Origin of the sequence: Acetobacter pasteurianus, assembly GCF_009914215.2 — a bacterium.
In the GTDB taxonomy this organism is placed as follows: Bacteria; Pseudomonadota; Alphaproteobacteria; order Acetobacterales; family Acetobacteraceae; genus Acetobacter; species Acetobacter pasteurianus.
Map to the genome: position 1 here is coordinate 320,450 of NZ_CP039846.2, position 18,224 is coordinate 338,673.

Consider the following 18,224-nt stretch of genomic DNA (forward strand, 5'->3'; position numbering starts at 1 on the left):
ATGGTGGTGGCGAAATTCACCGTCACTCGGCCCCCTGCTCCAGTTCTACGTTCAGACCCAGAGACTTCAGCTCTTTGATCAGAACGTTAAAGCTTTCCGGAATACCGGCCTCAAAATCATCCTGCTCACGCACGATGGATTCATAAACTTTGGTTCGGCCAGAAACGTCATCCGACTTCACAGTCAGCATTTCCTGCAGAGTGTAAGCTGCGCCGTATGCTTCCAGCGCCCACACTTCCATTTCCCCAAAGCGCTGACCACCAAACTGCGCCTTACCACCCAGAGGCTGCTGTGTAACCAGCGAGTATGGGCCGATAGAACGTGCATGGATCTTGTCATCAACAAGATGGTGCAGCTTGAGCATGTAGATGTAACCGACCGTTGTTTTACGCTCGAACGGCTCACCTGTGCGCCCATCAATCAGCTGAGACTGACCGGATTTATCAACACCAGCTTTTTCAAGCATGGCTTCAATATCCGGAATGGAGGCACCATCGAACACTGGCGTTGCAATCGGCACGCCCTTGCGCAGGTTATTGGCCAGTTCAACCAGCTCATCATTGCTCATGTTGGCAATGTCTTCGCTGTAAACCTTATCCCCGTACACATCTTTCAGGCGGTCCAGCAGTTCCTGACGTTTTTCGCCATTACGCTGGTATTCATCCACCATATCGCCGATGCCACGGCCAATTTTGGCGCAGGCCCAGCCCAGATGCGTTTCCAGAATCTGCCCCACGTTCATACGTGAAGGCACACCCAGTGGGTTCAGCACCAGATCAACAGCTGTGCCATCTTCCAGGAATGGCATGTCTTCAACTGGAACAACGCGGGAAACCACACCCTTGTTACCATGACGACCGGCCATTTTATCCCCAGGCTGCAGCTTACGCTTAACAGCCACAAAGACCTTGACCATCTTCATCACGCCAGGTGGCAGTTCATCACCACGCTGCAGCTTTTCAACCTTGCTTTCAAAACGTGCCTGAATACGGGCAATAGCCGCATCAAATTCACGCCGCAGGGTTTCAAGCTCGGCCATCACGCTGTCAGAAGCGACAACAATCTGGCGCCATGTAGCACGCGGGTGTTCGTCCAGAACAGCATCAGTGATCTCGGTTCCGGAGCGAATGCCCTTGAACCCAGCACCAGCAACCTGCCCCAGCAGTTTTTCACGCAGACGGCTGTAGAAAGAACGTTCCTGAATAGCGCGTTCGTCGTCACGGTCTTTAGCCAGACGTTCGATTTCCGCACGCTCAATAGCCATGGCGCGTTCATCTTTGTCCACGCCACGACGGGAGAACACGCGTACATCAACGATTGTACCAGACGTGCCAGGCGGCAGACGCAGAGACGTATCACGCACGTCGGAGGCTTTTTCACCAAAGATGGCACGCAGAAGCTTTTCTTCCGGTGTCATCGGGCTTTCACCCTTTGGCGTCACCTTACCGATCAGAATATCACCCGGATTAACTTCGGCACCTACGTAAACAATGCCGGCTTCATCCAAGTTCCGCAGGGCTTCTTCACCCACATTCGGAATATCACGCGTGATTTCTTCCTGACCCAGCTTGGTATCACGAGCCATGACTTCGAATTCCTCGATATGGATCGAGGTGAAAACGTCATCCTTGGCAATCCGTTCGGAAATCAGGATGGAGTCTTCGAAGTTGTAGCCGTTCCAAGGCATAAACGCGACCAGCACGTTACGGCCCAGCGCCAGTTCACCCAGCTCTGTGGAAGGACCATCAGCAATAATATCGCCAGCCCGCACATTGTCACCAACATGCACCAGAGGGCGCTGGTTGATACAGGTGGACTGGTTGGAACGGGAATATTTACGCAGACGGTAAATATCCACACCCTGCGTAGAGCCTGTTGCGTTTGTTGCACGCACCACGATACGGGCACCGTCAATCTGGTCAACAATACCATCGCGCTTAGCGACAATTGTTGCACCGGAATCACGCGCTACAGCAGCTTCCATGCCTGTGCCAACCAGCGGTGCATCGGAACGCACCAGCGGCACAGCCTGACGCTGCATGTTGGAACCCATCAGTGCACGGTTCGCGTCATCGTTTTCCAAGAACGGAATAAGCGCTGCAGCAACAGACACCAACTGCTTGGGAGAAACGTCACACGCTGTAACTTCTGTTGGCGGAACCAGACGGAAGTCACCGTTACGGCGCACAGAGATCAGATCGCTTGTCAGCGCACCCTGATCATTCACCTTGGCATCAGCCTGCGCAACAACCAGCTTTTCCTCTTCCATAGCGGAGAGGTACTTCCAGCCGTCCTGCAGCACGCCGTCCTTCACCAGACGGTAAGGCGTTTCAATAAAGCCATATTTGTTCACTTTGGCATAGGTTGCCAGAGAGTTGATCAGACCAATGTTCGGGCCTTCCGGCGTTTCAATTGGGCAGATACGACCGTAATGTGTTGGGTGAACGTCACGCACTTCAAAGCCTGCACGCTCACGGGTCAAACCGCCCGGGCCAAGCGCTGAGAGACGACGCTTATGCGTGACTTCAGACAGCGGGTTGGTCTGATCCATAAACTGGCTGAGCTGGGAAGACCCGAAGAACTCACGCACAGCAGCGGCGGCAGGTTTTGCGTTGATGAGGTCATGCGGCATGACCGTATCAATATCCACAGAACCCATGCGTTCACGGATAGCACGTTCCATACGCAGCAGGCCAATGCGGTACTGATTTTCCATCAGCTCACCAACCGAGCGAACACGGCGGTTACCAAGGTTATCAATATCGTCAATCTGGCCGCGACCGTCTTTCAGGTCACACAGCGTTTTAATGGTGCGCAGAATGTCTTCTTTGCGCAGCACGCGCACTGTGTCCGGCACATCCATGTCCAGACGCATATTCATCTTCACACGACCAACGGCGGAAAGATCATAGCGGTCAGGATCAAAGAACAGGCCATTCAGCATGGCTTCGGCTGTTTCAGCCGTTGGCGGCTCACCGGGGCGCATTACGCGATAGATATCAATCAGCGCTTCATCACGCGTGCTGTTTTTATCTACCGTGAGCGTATCACGGATCCACGGGCCGTTAGCTGCATCAATCGCCAGCAGAGGAAGCTCTGTAATCCCAGCTTCTTCCAGAGCAGCAAGGCGCGCTTCGGTGATTTCTTCACCAGCCTCACCATAGATTTCGCCAGTCTGCATGTTGACGATATCATGAGCGATGTAACGGCCAAGCAGATCGATTTCACCCACCAGCACTTCACGCGTTTTTTCCGCGATCTTGCGCACCATGCGGGCGGTCAGCTTGGTTTCGGCTTCCGCCACCACTTCACCGGTTTCCGCATCCACCAGCGGTGCCAGCAGCTTGAGACCACGGAAAGAATCCGCATCAAACGGACGCGCCCAGCCCTTAGGTGTTTTTACGAATGTGACAGCATTATAGAAATAGGCGAGGATTTCATTGGCATCCATCCCCTTGATTTCCATAGAGTCAACATCGCCACCTTCAGCTGCCTTTGCCTTGCGTGCGGCTTCAGATGCTGCGCCTTCAAGCGCATATAGCAGCGTGGTAACAGGCAGCTTACGCTTACGGTCAATACGAACGTAAAGCAGATCTTTGGCGTCAAATTCGAAGTCCAGCCAGGAACCACGGTAAGGAATAACACGTGCGGCAAACAGATACTTGCCGGAAGAATGCGTTTTACCTTTATCATGATCAAAGAACACACCGGGTGAACGGTGCATCTGGCTAACAATAACACGCTCCGTACCGTTTACGATAAAGGTGCCGTTATCTGTCATGAGCGGCATATCGCCCATATAAACCGGCTGTTCCTTAATATCGCGAATGGAACGAGACCCCGTATCTTCGTCCACATCCCATACGATCAGGCGCAAAATAACCTTCAGCGGTGCGGCATATGTCAGGCCACGCTGAATGCATTCTTCCACATCATATTTAGGCTCTTCAAATTCGTAACTGACGAATTCCAGACGCCCCCGCCCCGCAAAATCATTGATGGGGAAAACGGAACGGAATACCTCCTGCAAACCTGTTGGAGTACGTGCATCAGGCGATACATTTGCCTGAAGGAATGTCTCGTAAGACGCACGCTGCACGTCAATCAGGTTCGGCATCGGGGCGATTTCGGGAATCCGCCCGAAACTTTTGCGAATCCGCTTCCGTCCTGTGAACGATTTAGTGATTGCGTTCATCGTCGCTCCTGCCCCGCCCATTTATCTCGGACCATCATGCCCGTGGTCATCCCGCGAGCCTGATGGTCCGACCTAATTTTGGTCTCAAGCCCATACCGGTTTTACCCGGCTCCTGTTTCAGATCAACCCGAAACAGGCAAACGGGCAGAGGCACAGCGCCCCCACCCGAAAACCTTTTTTCCCATTTCTCTGATGCCGTGCATCAGAAAATTGGCAAACTTACTTGACTTCGACGGTTGCCCCGGCGCCTTCAAGAGCCTTTTTGATCTTGTCAGCTTCGTCCTTGCTGACACCTTCTTTAACGGTCTTCGGCGCACCTTCAACCAGATCCTTGGCTTCTTTCAGGCCCAGACCGGTGATGCCGCGGATTTCCTTAATCACGTTGATCTTCTTGTCGCCAGCGCTGGCCAGAACAACCGTGAATTCGGTTTTTTCTTCAGCCGGTGCAGCAGCAGCACCAGGTGCAGCAGCAGCAACTGCTACAGGAGCAGCAGCGGAAACGCCCCATTTTTCTTCGAGCAGCTTGGAAAGTTCAGCAGCTTCAAGAACGGTCAGAGCGGACAGTTCGTCAACAAGCTTAGCAAGATCAGCCATAGTTTGACTTCCTAATATAGATACTGGTTAGCAGAACGCAACCTTCAAGCACGAAGGCAGCGCAAAATTCTTGAACATTCCCTCATACGAAGGAATGAAATCAGGCAGCTTCACCCGTTTTGGCATAGGCCCCAAAAACACGTGCAAGCTGGCCTGCCGGCGCCTGAGTAACGCTGGCGATACGCGTAGCTGGCGTGGAGATAAGACCCACGAGCTGCGCGCGCAGCGCATCAAGAGACGGCAGCTCGGCCAGAGCCTTGATTCCATCGGCGTCAAGCACCTGAGAACCAAGAGAACCACCAAGCAGCACAAGCTTGTCATTTGTTTTGGCGAACTCAACGACAGCCTTAGCCACAGCCACAGGGTCTTCAGACCACGCAAGCGCGGTCGGGCCTTGCAGCAGCGGCGCGATGCCGTTGAACTGGGTCCCATCCAGGGCGAGAGTTGCCAGCCGGTTTTTAGCGACCTTATAGTTCGCACCCGCTGCACGCACTTTACGCCGCAGTTCCGTCACAGCAGCCACAGTCAGCCCGTCATTACGGGTGACCACAACCATGGACGTCTGGGCGAAAACGGCGGCCAGAGAGGCGATAAAGGCCTTCTTTTCCGTACGGTTCAAATCCCGTCTCCGTCTTGTTCCATCAAGCTTGCGCCCAACAGAACGGGTTGCCCTTTAGGTTCCGCTATACATAACGGAACCCGCTCGCCTGTCCTTGAAACGGAATATCTGGCGTGCCGTAAATACGACCTGTAACCAGCATTCCCGTCTTACCGTTCGCCAACCCGAAGACTGATTAAAACCGCAGTTGCGCACGGTCTCGGACAGGAAGAAGGAGCAGCCGTAACCACTCCTTCATGCACCACGCCAACCCGAAAGTTAGCGCGGCGTCATTCTTTCTCAGCCAGCGAAGGCAGAGAGGTCCAGCTGAACGCCGGGGCCCATGGTGGAGGACAGAGCGCCCTTCTTCATGTAAGCACCTTTTGCGCCAGACGGACGGGCCTTCTGCACGGCATCGATAAATGCACGTACGTTTTCAGCCAGCTTATCTTCGCTGAAGGAAGCCTTACCAACACCAGCATGCACGATACCGCTCTTTTCAGCGCGATATTCAACCTGACCAGACTTAGCCGCTTCAACAGCGCCCTTTACGTTCATGGTCACGGTGCCCAGCTTGGGGTTCGGCATCAGCCCACGCGGGCCGAGGATCTTACCCAGACGACCCACCAGAGCCATCATGTCAGGCGTAGCAATGCAGCGGTCGAAGTTGATTTCGCCAGCCTGCACTTTTTCCATCAGGTCTTCTGCACCCACGATGTCTGCACCAGCAGCCTGAGCTTCTTCAGCTTTCGGGCCACGTGCAAACACGGCAACGCGCAGGGTTTTACCCGTGCCGTTCGGCAGGGAAACAAAACCACGAACCATCTGGTCTGCATGACGTGGGTCAATACCCAGGTTCAGTGCAATTTCAACGGTTTCGTCAAACTTGGCTGTTGCGTTGCTTTTTACCAGCGCGACAGCTTCATCAACACCGTAAGCTTTACCAGCTTCAACCTTGGCACGCGCAGCGGCGAGACGCTTGTTCTTTGCCATGATAGATTAGCCCTCCACCACATCGATGCCCATGGAGCGGGCAGAGCCGATCAGCATGCGCACTGCGCCATCCAGATCGTTTGCGTTCATGTCCTGCTGTTTCTGTTCAGCAATTTCACGAAGCTGGCTCATGGTCACTTTACCAACGCTGCCACCCTTACCAACTGTCTGGCTGCCTTTGGAAATCTTGGCGGCCTTGAGCAGGAAGTAGGTGTTCGGCGGGGTTTTGGTGATGAAGCTGAACGTACGGTCTGCATATGCGGTGATAACCACCGGAATCGGCATGCCCGGCTCAAGACCTTGGGTCTTGGCGTTAAATGCCTTACAGAATTCCATGATGTTCAGACCGCGCTGACCCAGTGCCGGACCAACCGGCGGGGAAGGATTAGCCTTACCAGCGGGGATCTGAAGTTTGATGTAGCCAACAACTTTTTTGGCCATATCCGGGACTCCTCAAAATGAACCCGGACCGCGGTTCTTCCGATTCCGCACCACGCACAGGGCGCAGACAAGAATCTCCCGCGTTCCGATCAGAAGTGCCGCGCTTACCGGGACGCTGGCTGTGTGTCAAGTGGTTGTGTGTTTTTCATGCCGCCTGTCAGATCATTGGAGACCGGATCTGTCTGGGTGCTAATGCCACCCAGCGGTGCGGCATGGCGCAGATTTTCATACTGCAAGGGCTTGAACGGCATAATGGTTTCCTCACCATGCGGCAACTGGCTGCGAGACCACCCGCCCCCAAGAGCCCGCACAAGCTGCACACGTGCATCCACCTGCCGGGTTTGCGCCTGCACCAATGAAATACGCGCATTCAGCGCCGCCACCTGCGCCACTACAACATCCAGATAATTGGTCAGCCCGCCGGTATATAGCGCCATCGTCATGCCCTGCGTGCGCAAGGCGGCATCTACGGCGTTGCTTTCCTGCTTCACCTGCGTTTTCAACCGATTGGTGCGCGTAAGATTGTCTTCCACTTCCTGAAAGGCATCCAACACCGTGGCGCGGTAAATATCTTCCGTTTGCCGATAGCCCGACCACGTGCGCTGCAATTCTGCACGCCGCAGACCACCCTGGAACAACGGCAGCACAGCCTGCGCCCCAAACTGGTACATAGCGTTGTAAAGCGAGGCCAGATCGAACCCGTTATCCATAAAGCCTGTCATGGCGTTAAAGGTAACGTGCGGATAAAACGCCGCGCGCGATACACCAATGGCTCTATTGGCTTGGGCCATGCGCCGTTCAGCCGCTGCAATATCTGGCCGGCGTTCCAGCAAGGTGGATGGCAGCGCCACAGGTGGTTCTTTATCCGCGAATGTCAGCTTGGTAACCGGCGCGATATGGAACGAGGCCGGAGCCTGATTGACCAGCACGGCAATGGCATGCTCCATCACATCACGCTGGGTGTGGATATCTGTTTCCTGCGCTTGCGTGGTGTAAAGCTGGGCTTCTGCGCGGGAAACATCCATACCCGGCGCAATGGCCCCGGCCAGACGCATGCGCGTAACCTGCACGGCTGTCTGGTAATACCGGATGGAATCCTTGTACACCGCATCCTGCGCATCCAACCCGCGCAGAATAACGTAATCTGATGCCAACTCCGCTTGTAGGCTCAAACGTGCCGAGGCGTAATTGGCGGCATTTTCCTGCACACCCTGTTTGGCCATACGAATCCGGTTGCGAATGGCAGACCAAAAATCCGGCTCCCACGTGGCCGTGGCTGAATACTGCTCGGACGACATATACATCGGCCCGGTTGCCCCGGCCCCACGCCAGAGCCTGTGTTGCGAGCCTTTATATTTTTCTCCGCTCGCGGCCCCATTCAACTGCGGATAGAGGTGAGACTTGGCCTCTGCCGCCATATCGCGCGATTGCATGAACGCCTCTGCCTGCGCCTGCAAATCCGGGTTCAGGCGCATGGCCTGATCTTCCAGTTGGTTCAGCACTGGGTCACCCAGCATTGTCCACCAATCTGGGCGAATGGCATCATCCGATGGATGCGCGGGCTTCATTACGCCCTGCCCGCTCCAGTTATCGGGTAGCACAAATTGGGCAGGCTTGTAGCGCGGGGCCATATCACACCCCGCCAAGGCTGATGTGGCCACCCCCACCAACAAAATATGCGTAACGTTACGTGGCAGAATGTTCCCCTTCCTCATGGGCGGGCCCCAGCTTCAGATGCATCCGCGCTGTCATCCGGCATCGCACGGGTATCATCCCCTTCCTCCAGTTCGGAGGATTTGGTGGGAGGAACTGGCTTTTGGGGTTCCTGCTTTTTGGCCGCAGGCGGTGTGCTGGGCATGTTATAACCGGGAGTGCCTTTAACAATGCGTACTTCCTGCCCATCCAGCAGACCAGCAGATGGGTTATTGATAACCCGATCCGTTTTTTTCACACCACGCAGAATCTGCACCGTTGTGCCAAAATTGGTGCCCAGCGTGACACTTACCAGATGTACGTGGTTGGTATCATCTACCAGCGCAACCTGTGTACCTTCCGCCCTGAACACAATGGCCCCCAGCGGCAGAATCAGCTCATCCGTATCACCGGGCGCATGAAACGTGGCTGTGGCGTAAGAATTAGGCCAAAGCTCTCCGGATTTATTATCCAGCGTCAGTTCTGTGGTGACGGTACGGGTAGAGGCGTTAAACGCCGAAGCCGTGGCTAGAAAATGCGCGCGGAATGTGCGCTCAGGATATTGCGGAATACTTAAATCCGCCTCCAACCGAGGGGAGATAATATCTGCATAATCCTGCGGCACGGCCACAAACACACGCATAGCATGCACGTCTGCCACACTAAACAATTCGGTGGCATTGCCGTGGGCATCTACATCCCCACGCCCGGCGTTGACGTAATCCCCCACATCCGCCAAGCGCGATGTGACGACACCATCAAACGGCGCAACAATCTTTTTAAACGCTTCCAGCGCAGCATAACGCTCTACATCATGCTGGGCGGCTTCCACCTCGGCCTTCTGGGCCTCGGCATTGGCGGCCTGCACGTCCACTTCCTGCTGAGAAACAGCTTGTGTGCCTTGCAGGGCCTTCCAGCGTTTTGCTGTAATCTGGGCCAGCTTGTATCGCGCCAGTGCCACATTCAGGTTGGCTTTGGCGGCGGCAAACTGGGCATCCAGCCCCGGCGTATCAATTTCGGCCAGCACATCGCCCGCCTTAACCTTGGCGCCAAAGTCTTTGTACCACATTTTCACATAGCCAGAGACCTGCGCATAAATGGGCGCCTGATACCATGCGGCTATATTGGCTGGCAGGGAAAGCGTGCGTTCATCCGGCCCCGGCTGAGGGAAGATAACCTGCACGGATGGAATAGCGTTATGTGCCGTTTCGTGCGCCAGATTAACATATTGCGTGTGGCGCTGAACAATGCCCACCACTGCCAGCAGGATGGCAACCCCGCCAACAGCCACAAACCCGATCTTGCGTTTACGTGTGCTGCCAGCCGGCGTGGGAGATTGAGGCCCTGAAGCGTCTGGATGCTCTTGGGTCATGCGGCAGCTTCCTCTTGTTCGGTTTCATGCGGTTTTTTACGTGTGTGCAGCATGGCAAATACGCAGGGCACAAACAGCAGAGTGGCAACCGTTGCCACCATCAGGCCGCCCATAACTGCCTTACCCAAGGGTGCGTTTTGCGAATTACTTAAAGACATGGGCAACATGCCAATAATCATGGCGGAGGCTGTCATCAGCACGGGGCGAATACGCTCAAACCCGGCTTCCAGCGCGGCCTTAATGGCATCGCCGTGTTCTTCCAACCGTTCACGCGCAAAGGCCACCACCAGAATGGCGTTGGCCGTGGCCGTGCCCATGCACATAATGGCCCCTGTAAGCGCAGGCACAGAAAGCGTGGTGTGCGTAAGAAACAGGCTCCATGAAATACCAGCCAGCGCACCGGGCAATGCGGTGATGATGATGAACGGGTCCAGCCAGGACTGAAAGTTCACCACAATCAGAAGGTAAACCAGCAGCACGGACATCGCCAAGCCACCCAGCAACTGCACATAGGCACTGTTCATGGTGACAGCCTGCCCCAGCACGCTGAGGGAAGAACCATGCGGCAGATTTCCCTGAGCCTCATCTACAATACGCGTCACCTCGCGCGAGACGGTGCCAAGGTCTATGCCTTCGTTCGTGGCGTAAATATCAAACACCGGCATGATGTTGTAATGCGCCACCTCCGCCGGGGTGCCGATCTGATCGATCTTGCTCAAACCACCCAGAATTTGCGGGTCTTGGCCAGATGGGTTGCCATCCCCTTTATCAACCGGCGTGATTTCCAGATCATTCATGGTCTGGAGGAAAGGTGCTGGTGTTTGAATATCAATCAGATGCGAGACACCTGTTTTGGTATCCAGCCAGTACACCTGCCCCACCTGAGAACTCCCGGACAGAGAAACCAGCGCGTTATTGGCCACATCGGCTTCTGTAATGCCGGTGCCCAATGCGTAGGTTCGGCGGGTGTTCACCATCAGGGTTGGCGTTGTCATGGGCTGTTGCACAAACACGTCTGTCAGGCCCGTAACGTGGCGCAGACGTTCTGCAAGACGGTTCGCAAAACGGAAGTTTTCCGACAGGTTGCGCCCAACCACCTGCACATCAATGGGAGATGGCAGACCGAAGTTCAGGATTTTGGCTGTCAGATCCCCCGGCAGGAAGGAAAACTGCGTGCCGGGGAACTTCATGTTGAGGTTATGGCGCAAAAGCCGCCGATATTCCGCCACAGGGGATGCCGGATTTTTAAGCGAAACCGTAATATCGCAATCCTGCGTACCCACAGTTGGCGTTGGAATATAAGCCTGATTCAGCGGGCTGAATGGCAGGCCGCAGTTATCAACCAGCCCTTCCACCTGCCCCGGTAAGGTGCGTTCGATCTCATCATTCACAAGCTGGGAAATCTTGCCGGATTCCTCCAGCCTTGTGCCGATGGGCGCACGCATATGCAGGGCAATGGCATCGGAGTTCACTTCGGGGAAGAAGTCCTGCCCCACAAAGAACAGCAGCCCCAAGGAACCAAGCGAGCACAGCACAAATACCGGCACAAAAGTGCCGCGCGTTGCCACCAGATGCGACAGAAGCTCGTGATAGCGATGCCGGAACTGTTCGAACTTGCGCTCAAACCCACGCTGAAAGCGGCCAAAAATGGTTTTGGGTTCCTGCGGGCCATGTGCATGGGCCGCCACCTGTGCGGCCAGCATGTATTTGGCCATGGTGGGCACCAGCGTTCGGGACAGGATGAAAGAGGCGATCATGGCAAAAATGATGGCTTCTGCCATTGGCATGAACAGCCAGCCTGCAACGCCTGTAAGCTGGAACAGCGGCATCCACACAATACAAATGCACATGGTGGAGACAAAGGTGGGAATAACAATCTGGTTGGCGGCATCAATAATGGCCGTTTCCAGATCCTTCTCCATCTCAAGATGCGCATCGATATTTTCGATCATCACCGTGGCATCATCCACCAGAATCCCCACGGCCAGCGCCAAGCCGCCCAGTGTCATGACGTTGATGGTCTGCCCAGCCCAACCCAGCCCGATAACGGAGCACAGCATGGCCAGTGGAATGGAGGTGGCAATAATAACGGTGGAGCGCCAAGACCCCAGAAACAGCAGCACCACAAGCCCGGTCAGGCACGCGGCAGTGAGCATTTCGCGCACCACGTCCTGCACGGATTCCTTCACGAAGGTGGAGGCATCATTCAACACCTTGATGCTCACGCCTTCGGGCAAGGTTTTTACAATGCCCGGCAGCAGCTTTTTAACCCCAGCCACAACATCCAGCGTAGAGGCATCACCGCTTTTCATAATGACAATCAGAACGCCCTGCTGCCCTTTAACCAGCACAAGGTTGGTTTGTGGCGGCCCACCTGCATGCACCCATGCCACATCCTGCAAGCGCACCACGGCATCCCCCACCTGTTTGATGGGGATCATGTTCAGCTCTTCCATGTTTTTGGGAGAGGCGTTGGTCTGAACCATCCAGTCAAACGGGCCAATGCGCTGGTCACCCGCGGGCAGCACAATGTTCTGGCTGTTCAACGCGCGCGAGACATCCACCGGAGAAAGCCGGTGCGCCAGCAGCTTAACCGGGTCCAGATCCACCATGATATTGCCCGGCTGCCCCCCGTAAGGGTTGGGAATGGCAGCCCCCGCCACGGAAACAAGCGCCGGACGGATAAGGTTGGAGGACATGTCGTAAATCTGCGAGGCCGTCATGGAGGTGGAAGACACCTGCAACGTAACAACCGGCACAGAGGACGCATTATAAGCCAGCACCAATGGTGGGGTAGAACCCGTGGGCATCTGCTTGATAACTGTCTGCGATACCGAGGTAATCTGGGTTTGCGCCACAGATGTATCCGTACCGGGCTGGAAGTAGATCTTCACAATCCCGCGGCCGTAATACGACTGGCTCTCGATATGCTCGATATTATTCACGGTCGCGGTCAGGGCGCGCTCGTAATAATACACCACGCGGCCAGACATATCCTCAGGCATCAGGCCCGTATAGGTCCAGACCACTGCCACAACAGGAATACGAATACTGGGAAATACGTCTGTAGGCGTATTGAATATCCCCCTGATTCCGAACACCAGAATCAGGATGGAAAGCACCACAAACGTATACGGCTTTTTAAGCGCGGTAACGACAATTTCGTTCATGCGCTCCAACCTTGCACGGTTAGAGACGCTGCATTGCAGACAGGCAGATTTGGCATGGTTTTATCGTTACATACATATCTGCGGCCCGCCAACATCATTACGTGCAATCTTCAACCTTTTGTAAAAAAGCGGATGGAAAGGTAATTCTGAAACAGGTGCCTATTCCTTCTGCCCCTGTTTCAATGGTGACATGGGCTTCGTGCAGATGCGCAATGGCGCACACAAGGCTAAGCCCCAGCCCGCTACCCGGTACATGGCGGCTTTTGTCTGACCGGTAAAAGCGTGAAAGCACGGCTTCTCTTTCAGCCGGTGCAATGCCTACGCCAGTATCCGTAACAAAAAGAGACGCCGCACCGTTGATCCGTTGCGACCCCAGAGTAATGCGGCCACCTTCTGGTGTGAATTTGATGGCGTTATCAACCAGATTAGCCAAAAGCTCGATCAACAAGTGCCGGTCCCCCCATACAAAGCAAGGGGCCTCGCCCTCCTTTGCAACCAGCACTTTATCTTCCATTTCAGCTATGGGTTCATACAAATCAAATACGTCTGCCACCAGATCGGCTAAAAGAACCTGCCCAAAGCCTGCTTTTCTGCGGCTATTTTCTATTTCTGCAATGCGCAGCAACGCGGTGATAATTCCCAGACACTGGTCCAGATCATCTACAGCGCGCCCTACTGCGGCCTCCAGTGCTGCTGGATCGGCCGCACCGGCAGAAAGAGCCCGCTCCAATCTGGCCCGCATGCGTGAAAGCGGGGTGCGCAAATCATGCGCAATATCATTGCCCACCTCCCGCATATCGTCCATCAGCCGTTCCAGCCGGTCCAGCATGCGGTTTACACTGCCTGCCAGGCGTTCCAGATCATCCCGCTCCTTGGCGGCAGGCAGGCGTTCATGGATATCACCGGCCATAATGCGGTCTATGGCTTCGTGCATTTCCTTCACGCGGGAAAGCGCGCGGTGGCTAAGCACGATGCCCAGAAACAACGCAAACACAAAGGTGGGTATGGCCGCCACCAGCATGGTGTGGCGCAGCATGAGCTTTTGCTCGGAAAGCAGATGAAAGCTGCGCCCCAACACCAGAATGGTGCCATCTGGCAGCTTTTCTGCCAGCACGCGCAAGGGGTACGAATCCCCTTCTTCGGGGTAGATTTCTACATTATGGGGTTTGCCATCTGCCTTCAGGCCCTTGGGCCATGTACGCAAATCCCCTGCAATAAGGGCATGCCCGGAATCAAACAGCCCAGCACTGTTGATGATGAGCCGTAGATCATCCGTGGCGCGCCGGCGGATAACGTATTCCAGATGCTCGGGAGACATCTGGGCCAGCAGTTCGGCCTCGCCTTTCAGCAATTCAGTGGAACGACGAGATTCCACAGCCTCAAGCTGCGCGTAAACCAGACCAAACTGCATGACCATCACCCCCGCCATGGCGGCCAGCGCCATAAGGGTGATGCGGAAGGTAGCTGTACGAAAAAGTTCAGTCAGGAACACGCAGCCGGAATCCCGTTCCGCGAATACTCTCGATCAACGGTTCTTCTCCCGGCCCATCAATTTTCCGCCGCAGCTTGCCGATATGCACATCCACCAGATTGGTGCGCGGAATAAACCGATACTGCCACACATCCTCCAGCAACATGGAACGTGTGAGCACCTGCCCCGGCCTGCGCATAAGGTATTCAAGCAAACGGAATTCACGCGGTAGCAGCTCGATTTCCCGCCCATCCCGCCAGACGCGGCGTTCTATCAGGTCCATATCAATCGGGCCCAGATGCAGCTTGGTGCTGCGGGTATCATCCGGCCTGCGCAACAGGGCTTCTATACGGGCCACCAGTTCTTCTATGGCGAAGGGTTTGGTGAGGTAATCATCTCCCCCAGCCTTAAGGCCGGTTACCCTATCATCCACCGCAGAAAGGGCAGAAAGCACCAGAACAGGCATGCGTATGCCCTGCTGCCGCATGGTTTCTATAACGCTCAAACCATCCAGACCGGGCAAAAGGCGGTCTACCACCATTATGTCTGCTTCTAACCGCAAGGCGGCTTCCAGCCCGGCATTACCCGTGGCTTCGTGCAGCACCTTAAAACCGCGGGCTGTCAGTTCAGCTGCAATTTCTTCGGCTATGGTGCCGTCATCTTCTACCAGAAGCACCGTTTTCCCATTGGGTGAGAAAAAATCGGTATCTTCCTTAGACATATCCGCTGTTCCATTCATCTGTTAAACTGATGCCGTCCCATTTGAATCAACGCCAGTAAATTCAATTTCAGACTCTTCTGTTCCGCTGGCATTGTCTTCCGGTTCATCCAGTTCGCGCAACTTGCGGCTCACCGAACGTGTGCGCCTGCGGGCTTCCTCGATAGAAAAAGACATGGCCTGCGCATTCCGCGCCAGTTTATCCAGCACGCCATCCATCTTGATCATTTCCTGCCGCGTGGCCCCCAGCAGGCGCGCAATGGTTTCTGTCCGCTCTTCCAATGCCAGTGTAACGTACCCCAAATGGATTGTGCGCAACATGGCGGGCATAAGAGCAGGCCCCATAACCATAACCCGAAACTGCCGCCCCAGATCATCAATCAGCCCCGGCATACGTGCCACTTCTGTATATAACCCATCTGTGGGCAGATACAGTACCGCAAACTCCACCGTTTTAGGCGGGTGAATATATTTGCTGGAAATTTTGCGCGCCTCTAGCCGCATGGTGTTTTCCAGAGATTTGCGGGCTGCCTTTTCTCCCGCTGTATCCCCTTCATCCGCAGCATTTAACAACCGTTCATAGGCTTCGGTGGGGAATTTACTGTCTACCGGCAGCAAGGGCGGCGTGCTGGATTTAACCGGCATGCGAATGGCAAATTCCACCACGTCATTCCCGTTGCCAATCCGCACATTGCTTTCATACGTGCCGGGCGGCAGCACATCATCCAGAATGGCGCGCAACTGGGCTTCCCCCCAGCCGCCACGGGTTTTGACGTTACTGAACAGGCGTTTGAGGTCTCCTATCTGGCCTGTCATGGCCCTTACCTCACCCATAGCCTTTTGCATGGCAGAAAACTGCTCCAGCACACGCTGAAACGATGTTTGCATCTGCTGCTCTACCGCTTCATGCAACTGTTCCGTCACGGCACGGCGGATAGAGGCAAGCTGCTGGGCTGATGTATCTGCCAGATTGCGCAGGGCTTCGGCCTGTGCGGCACGGGCTTCGGCCTGTTCTCGCCCCAGCCCTCCGGCTAGTGCGCCAAGCTGTTCTGCCAGCTCTGTGCGCATGCGTTCAATGCGCCCACCCATGGCGCGTTCCATTTCCACCATGCTGTTACGCTGGGCAGCAATATCGGAACGCGCAGTTGCGGCCTCTCGCTCGACCAGAACATACAGCCGTGCCAGCAAATCTGCATCCGTGCCACCAGATTTAGGGCGTAGCAAAATGGTAAGGCCCGCCCCCAACAACAGGGCGCACACAGCAATACTCAAAAGAACAATTATGGAACTCATGCCCCGTTTTGTCTTATGTCCGCAGCAAGAGCAAGCACTACAAACGCATAGATTGCCCGCCAGAACAGCTTTATCGCGGCACCGTAATGACAATCGACCACAGGCAGTGGTATGACCTGCCCCTTCGCCTGCCTTGCGTGCAGAACATGCACTGCGTGGCAAGCTATTAAAAACATGTCATTCAGGCAGCGGAATCAAATAACACCGTGCCTTTTCCAGACAGGAGAACAATAAGAGTGAACACGGCACAGCGCATTCGCGGCATTGTGGCAGGTTCCGCAGGTAACCTGCTGGAATATTTTGATTGGTATGTTTATTCCTCTTTCACCATTTACTTTGCCCATGCCTTTTTCCCGCACGGCAACCCTACGGTTGAGCTGTTAAATGCAGCCGCAGTATTTGCTGTAGGATTTTTCATGCGCCCTGTGGGCGGGTGGCTTTTGGGTATGGCGGCAGATCGGTATGGCCGCCGCAGCGCGCTTACCATTTCTGTGCTCACCATGTGTTTGGGGTCTTTGGCCATTGCCGTATGCCCAACATATGACCAGATCGGCCTTGCCGCCCCGCTGCTACTGCTGATTGCCCGCCTGCTGCAAGGCCTGAGCCTTGGGGGAGAATACGGGGCATCCGCCACCTATCTGGCCGAAGTAGCCACACCGGAACATCGTGGATTCTGGTCTGGCTTTTTGTATGTCACACTGGTTATGGGCCAGCTTTTAGCGCTTGTTCTGCTGCTGCTCATGCAATACGTGCTGCTAACCCCACAACAGATTGCAAGCTGGGGCTGGCGTGTGCCGTTTCTGATGGGGGCTTTGGGCGCTGTGCTGGTGTTCTGGCTGCGCCGCCAGATGTCAGAAAGCGACAGCTTTAAAAACGCACATACGGAAGAAGAAAAAGGCGGTATTCGCGTTCTTCTGCACCATTGGCGGGCTGTATTAACGGTATGTGGCCTGACGCTTGGTGGCACCGTGGCGTTTTATACCTACACCATTTACATGCAGAAATATCTGGCCAACACGCTGGGCTTTCCCAAGGAAACGGCAACTCTTATTTCCACCGCCAGTCTGGTGGTATTTGCCGCCATGCAGCCTGTTTTTGGGGCCATTTCTGATAAAATTGGTCGCAAGCCGCTGCTGCTGTTTTTTGGCTTTGGCGCAACATTTGGCACCATTCCGCTACTGCATGTACTTGCTACTGCTTCATCCCCATGGGTGGCATTTGGTCTGATTGTTACGGCGCTATTTATTGCATCGGGCTACACATCCATTAACGCCATTGTGAAGGCTGAGCTGTTTCCCACTCGTATTCGTGCTTTGGGTGTAGCCCTGCCTTATGCACTCACGGTTTCCATTTTTGGCGGCACAACCGAATATATTGCCCTGTGGTGCAAACAGATAGGGCATGAAAACTGGTTTGCCGGTTATGTTTCCATCTGTGCGGCAGTTACCCTGTTTACGGTTTTACGCCTGAAACAGGCAGACCGCATTAGTGCACCGACTGCCGCTCCTGCACGTTCCTGAATATTCAGTGCACGGCATGTTGCCTTTCGCGCATAAGGCAGCATGCCAGTTACGGCCTTTTAAGTACGAGGCCAGATGTTTCATAAAATAAGCATACAAAATAACGCCGCGGATACGCCTTTAATTTGCCATAAGACGCGCCATTATTTGAGATGAGACAAAGAACG

The 18,224-nt window shown here is 54.8% G+C and carries 12 protein-coding genes; 1 reads left to right on the top strand and 11 read right to left on the bottom strand.

Going from position 1 to position 18,224, the window contains the following annotated elements; all coding sequences use genetic code 11:
• Positions 1-22 precede the first annotated feature (22 nt).
• The 11 genes from rpoB to FCN51_RS15005 all read right to left on the bottom strand — a co-directional run bounded on the left by rpoB (position 23) and on the right by FCN51_RS15005 (position 16,537).
• Positions 23-4,195 carry a DNA-directed RNA polymerase subunit beta gene (gene rpoB / locus FCN51_RS14955; protein WP_035362067.1) on the bottom strand — a complete coding sequence of 1,391 codons (4,173 nt, stop codon included), beginning with the start codon at positions 4,193-4,195 and terminating at the stop codon, positions 23-25.
• 219 nt (positions 4,196-4,414) lie between these two features.
• Positions 4,415-4,789 carry a 50S ribosomal protein L7/L12 gene (rplL, locus tag FCN51_RS14960; protein WP_003622688.1) on the bottom strand — a complete coding sequence of 125 codons (375 nt, stop codon included), beginning with the start codon at positions 4,787-4,789 and terminating at the stop codon, positions 4,415-4,417.
• Between the two features lie 100 nt (positions 4,790-4,889).
• Positions 4,890-5,408, bottom strand: a complete 519-nt coding sequence (gene rplJ, locus FCN51_RS14965; RefSeq protein WP_003622686.1) for a 50S ribosomal protein L10 — start codon at positions 5,406-5,408, stop codon at positions 4,890-4,892.
• A 279-nt stretch (positions 5,409-5,687) separates the two neighbouring features.
• Entirely contained in the window at positions 5,688-6,380 is a 693-nt protein-coding gene (gene rplA / locus FCN51_RS14970) for a 50S ribosomal protein L1 (protein WP_003622682.1), read from the bottom strand.
• Positions 6,381-6,386: 6 nt separating this feature from the next.
• Positions 6,387-6,821 carry a 50S ribosomal protein L11 gene (gene rplK, locus FCN51_RS14975; protein ID WP_003622680.1) on the bottom strand — a complete coding sequence of 145 codons (435 nt, stop codon included), beginning with the start codon at positions 6,819-6,821 and terminating at the stop codon, positions 6,387-6,389.
• 104 nt (positions 6,822-6,925) lie between these two features.
• On the bottom strand, positions 6,926-8,536 hold the full coding sequence (locus FCN51_RS14980; protein ID WP_160256257.1) for an efflux transporter outer membrane subunit: 1,611 nt from the start codon (positions 8,534-8,536) through the stop codon (positions 6,926-6,928).
• Entirely contained in the window at positions 8,533-9,885 is a 1,353-nt protein-coding gene (locus tag FCN51_RS14985) for an efflux RND transporter periplasmic adaptor subunit (protein ID WP_124295259.1), read from the bottom strand. Before FCN51_RS14985 ends, FCN51_RS14980 begins: the two co-directional genes overlap by 4 nt.
• Entirely contained in the window at positions 9,882-13,055 is a 3,174-nt protein-coding gene (locus FCN51_RS14990) for an efflux RND transporter permease subunit (protein WP_064776141.1), read from the bottom strand. Before FCN51_RS14990 ends, FCN51_RS14985 begins: the two co-directional genes overlap by 4 nt.
• A 97-nt stretch (positions 13,056-13,152) precedes the next feature.
• Positions 13,153-14,547, bottom strand: coding sequence for a sensor histidine kinase (locus FCN51_RS14995; RefSeq protein WP_003622671.1), 1,395 nt, complete (start codon positions 14,545-14,547; stop codon positions 13,153-13,155).
• Positions 14,534-15,265 carry a response regulator transcription factor gene (locus FCN51_RS15000; protein WP_003622669.1) on the bottom strand — a complete coding sequence of 244 codons (732 nt, stop codon included), beginning with the start codon at positions 15,263-15,265 and terminating at the stop codon, positions 14,534-14,536. Before FCN51_RS15000 ends, FCN51_RS14995 begins: the two co-directional genes overlap by 14 nt.
• Positions 15,266-15,268: 3 nt before the next feature.
• Positions 15,269-16,537 carry a DNA recombination protein RmuC gene (locus tag FCN51_RS15005; RefSeq protein WP_003622667.1) on the bottom strand — a complete coding sequence of 423 codons (1,269 nt, stop codon included), beginning with the start codon at positions 16,535-16,537 and terminating at the stop codon, positions 15,269-15,271.
• 236 nt (positions 16,538-16,773) lie between these two features.
• Between FCN51_RS15005 and FCN51_RS15010 the strand changes: the two genes are divergently transcribed.
• Positions 16,774-18,057 carry an MFS transporter gene (locus FCN51_RS15010; RefSeq protein ID WP_160256258.1) on the top strand — a complete coding sequence of 428 codons (1,284 nt, stop codon included), beginning with the start codon at positions 16,774-16,776 and terminating at the stop codon, positions 18,055-18,057.
• Positions 18,058-18,224: the final 167 nt, after the last annotated feature.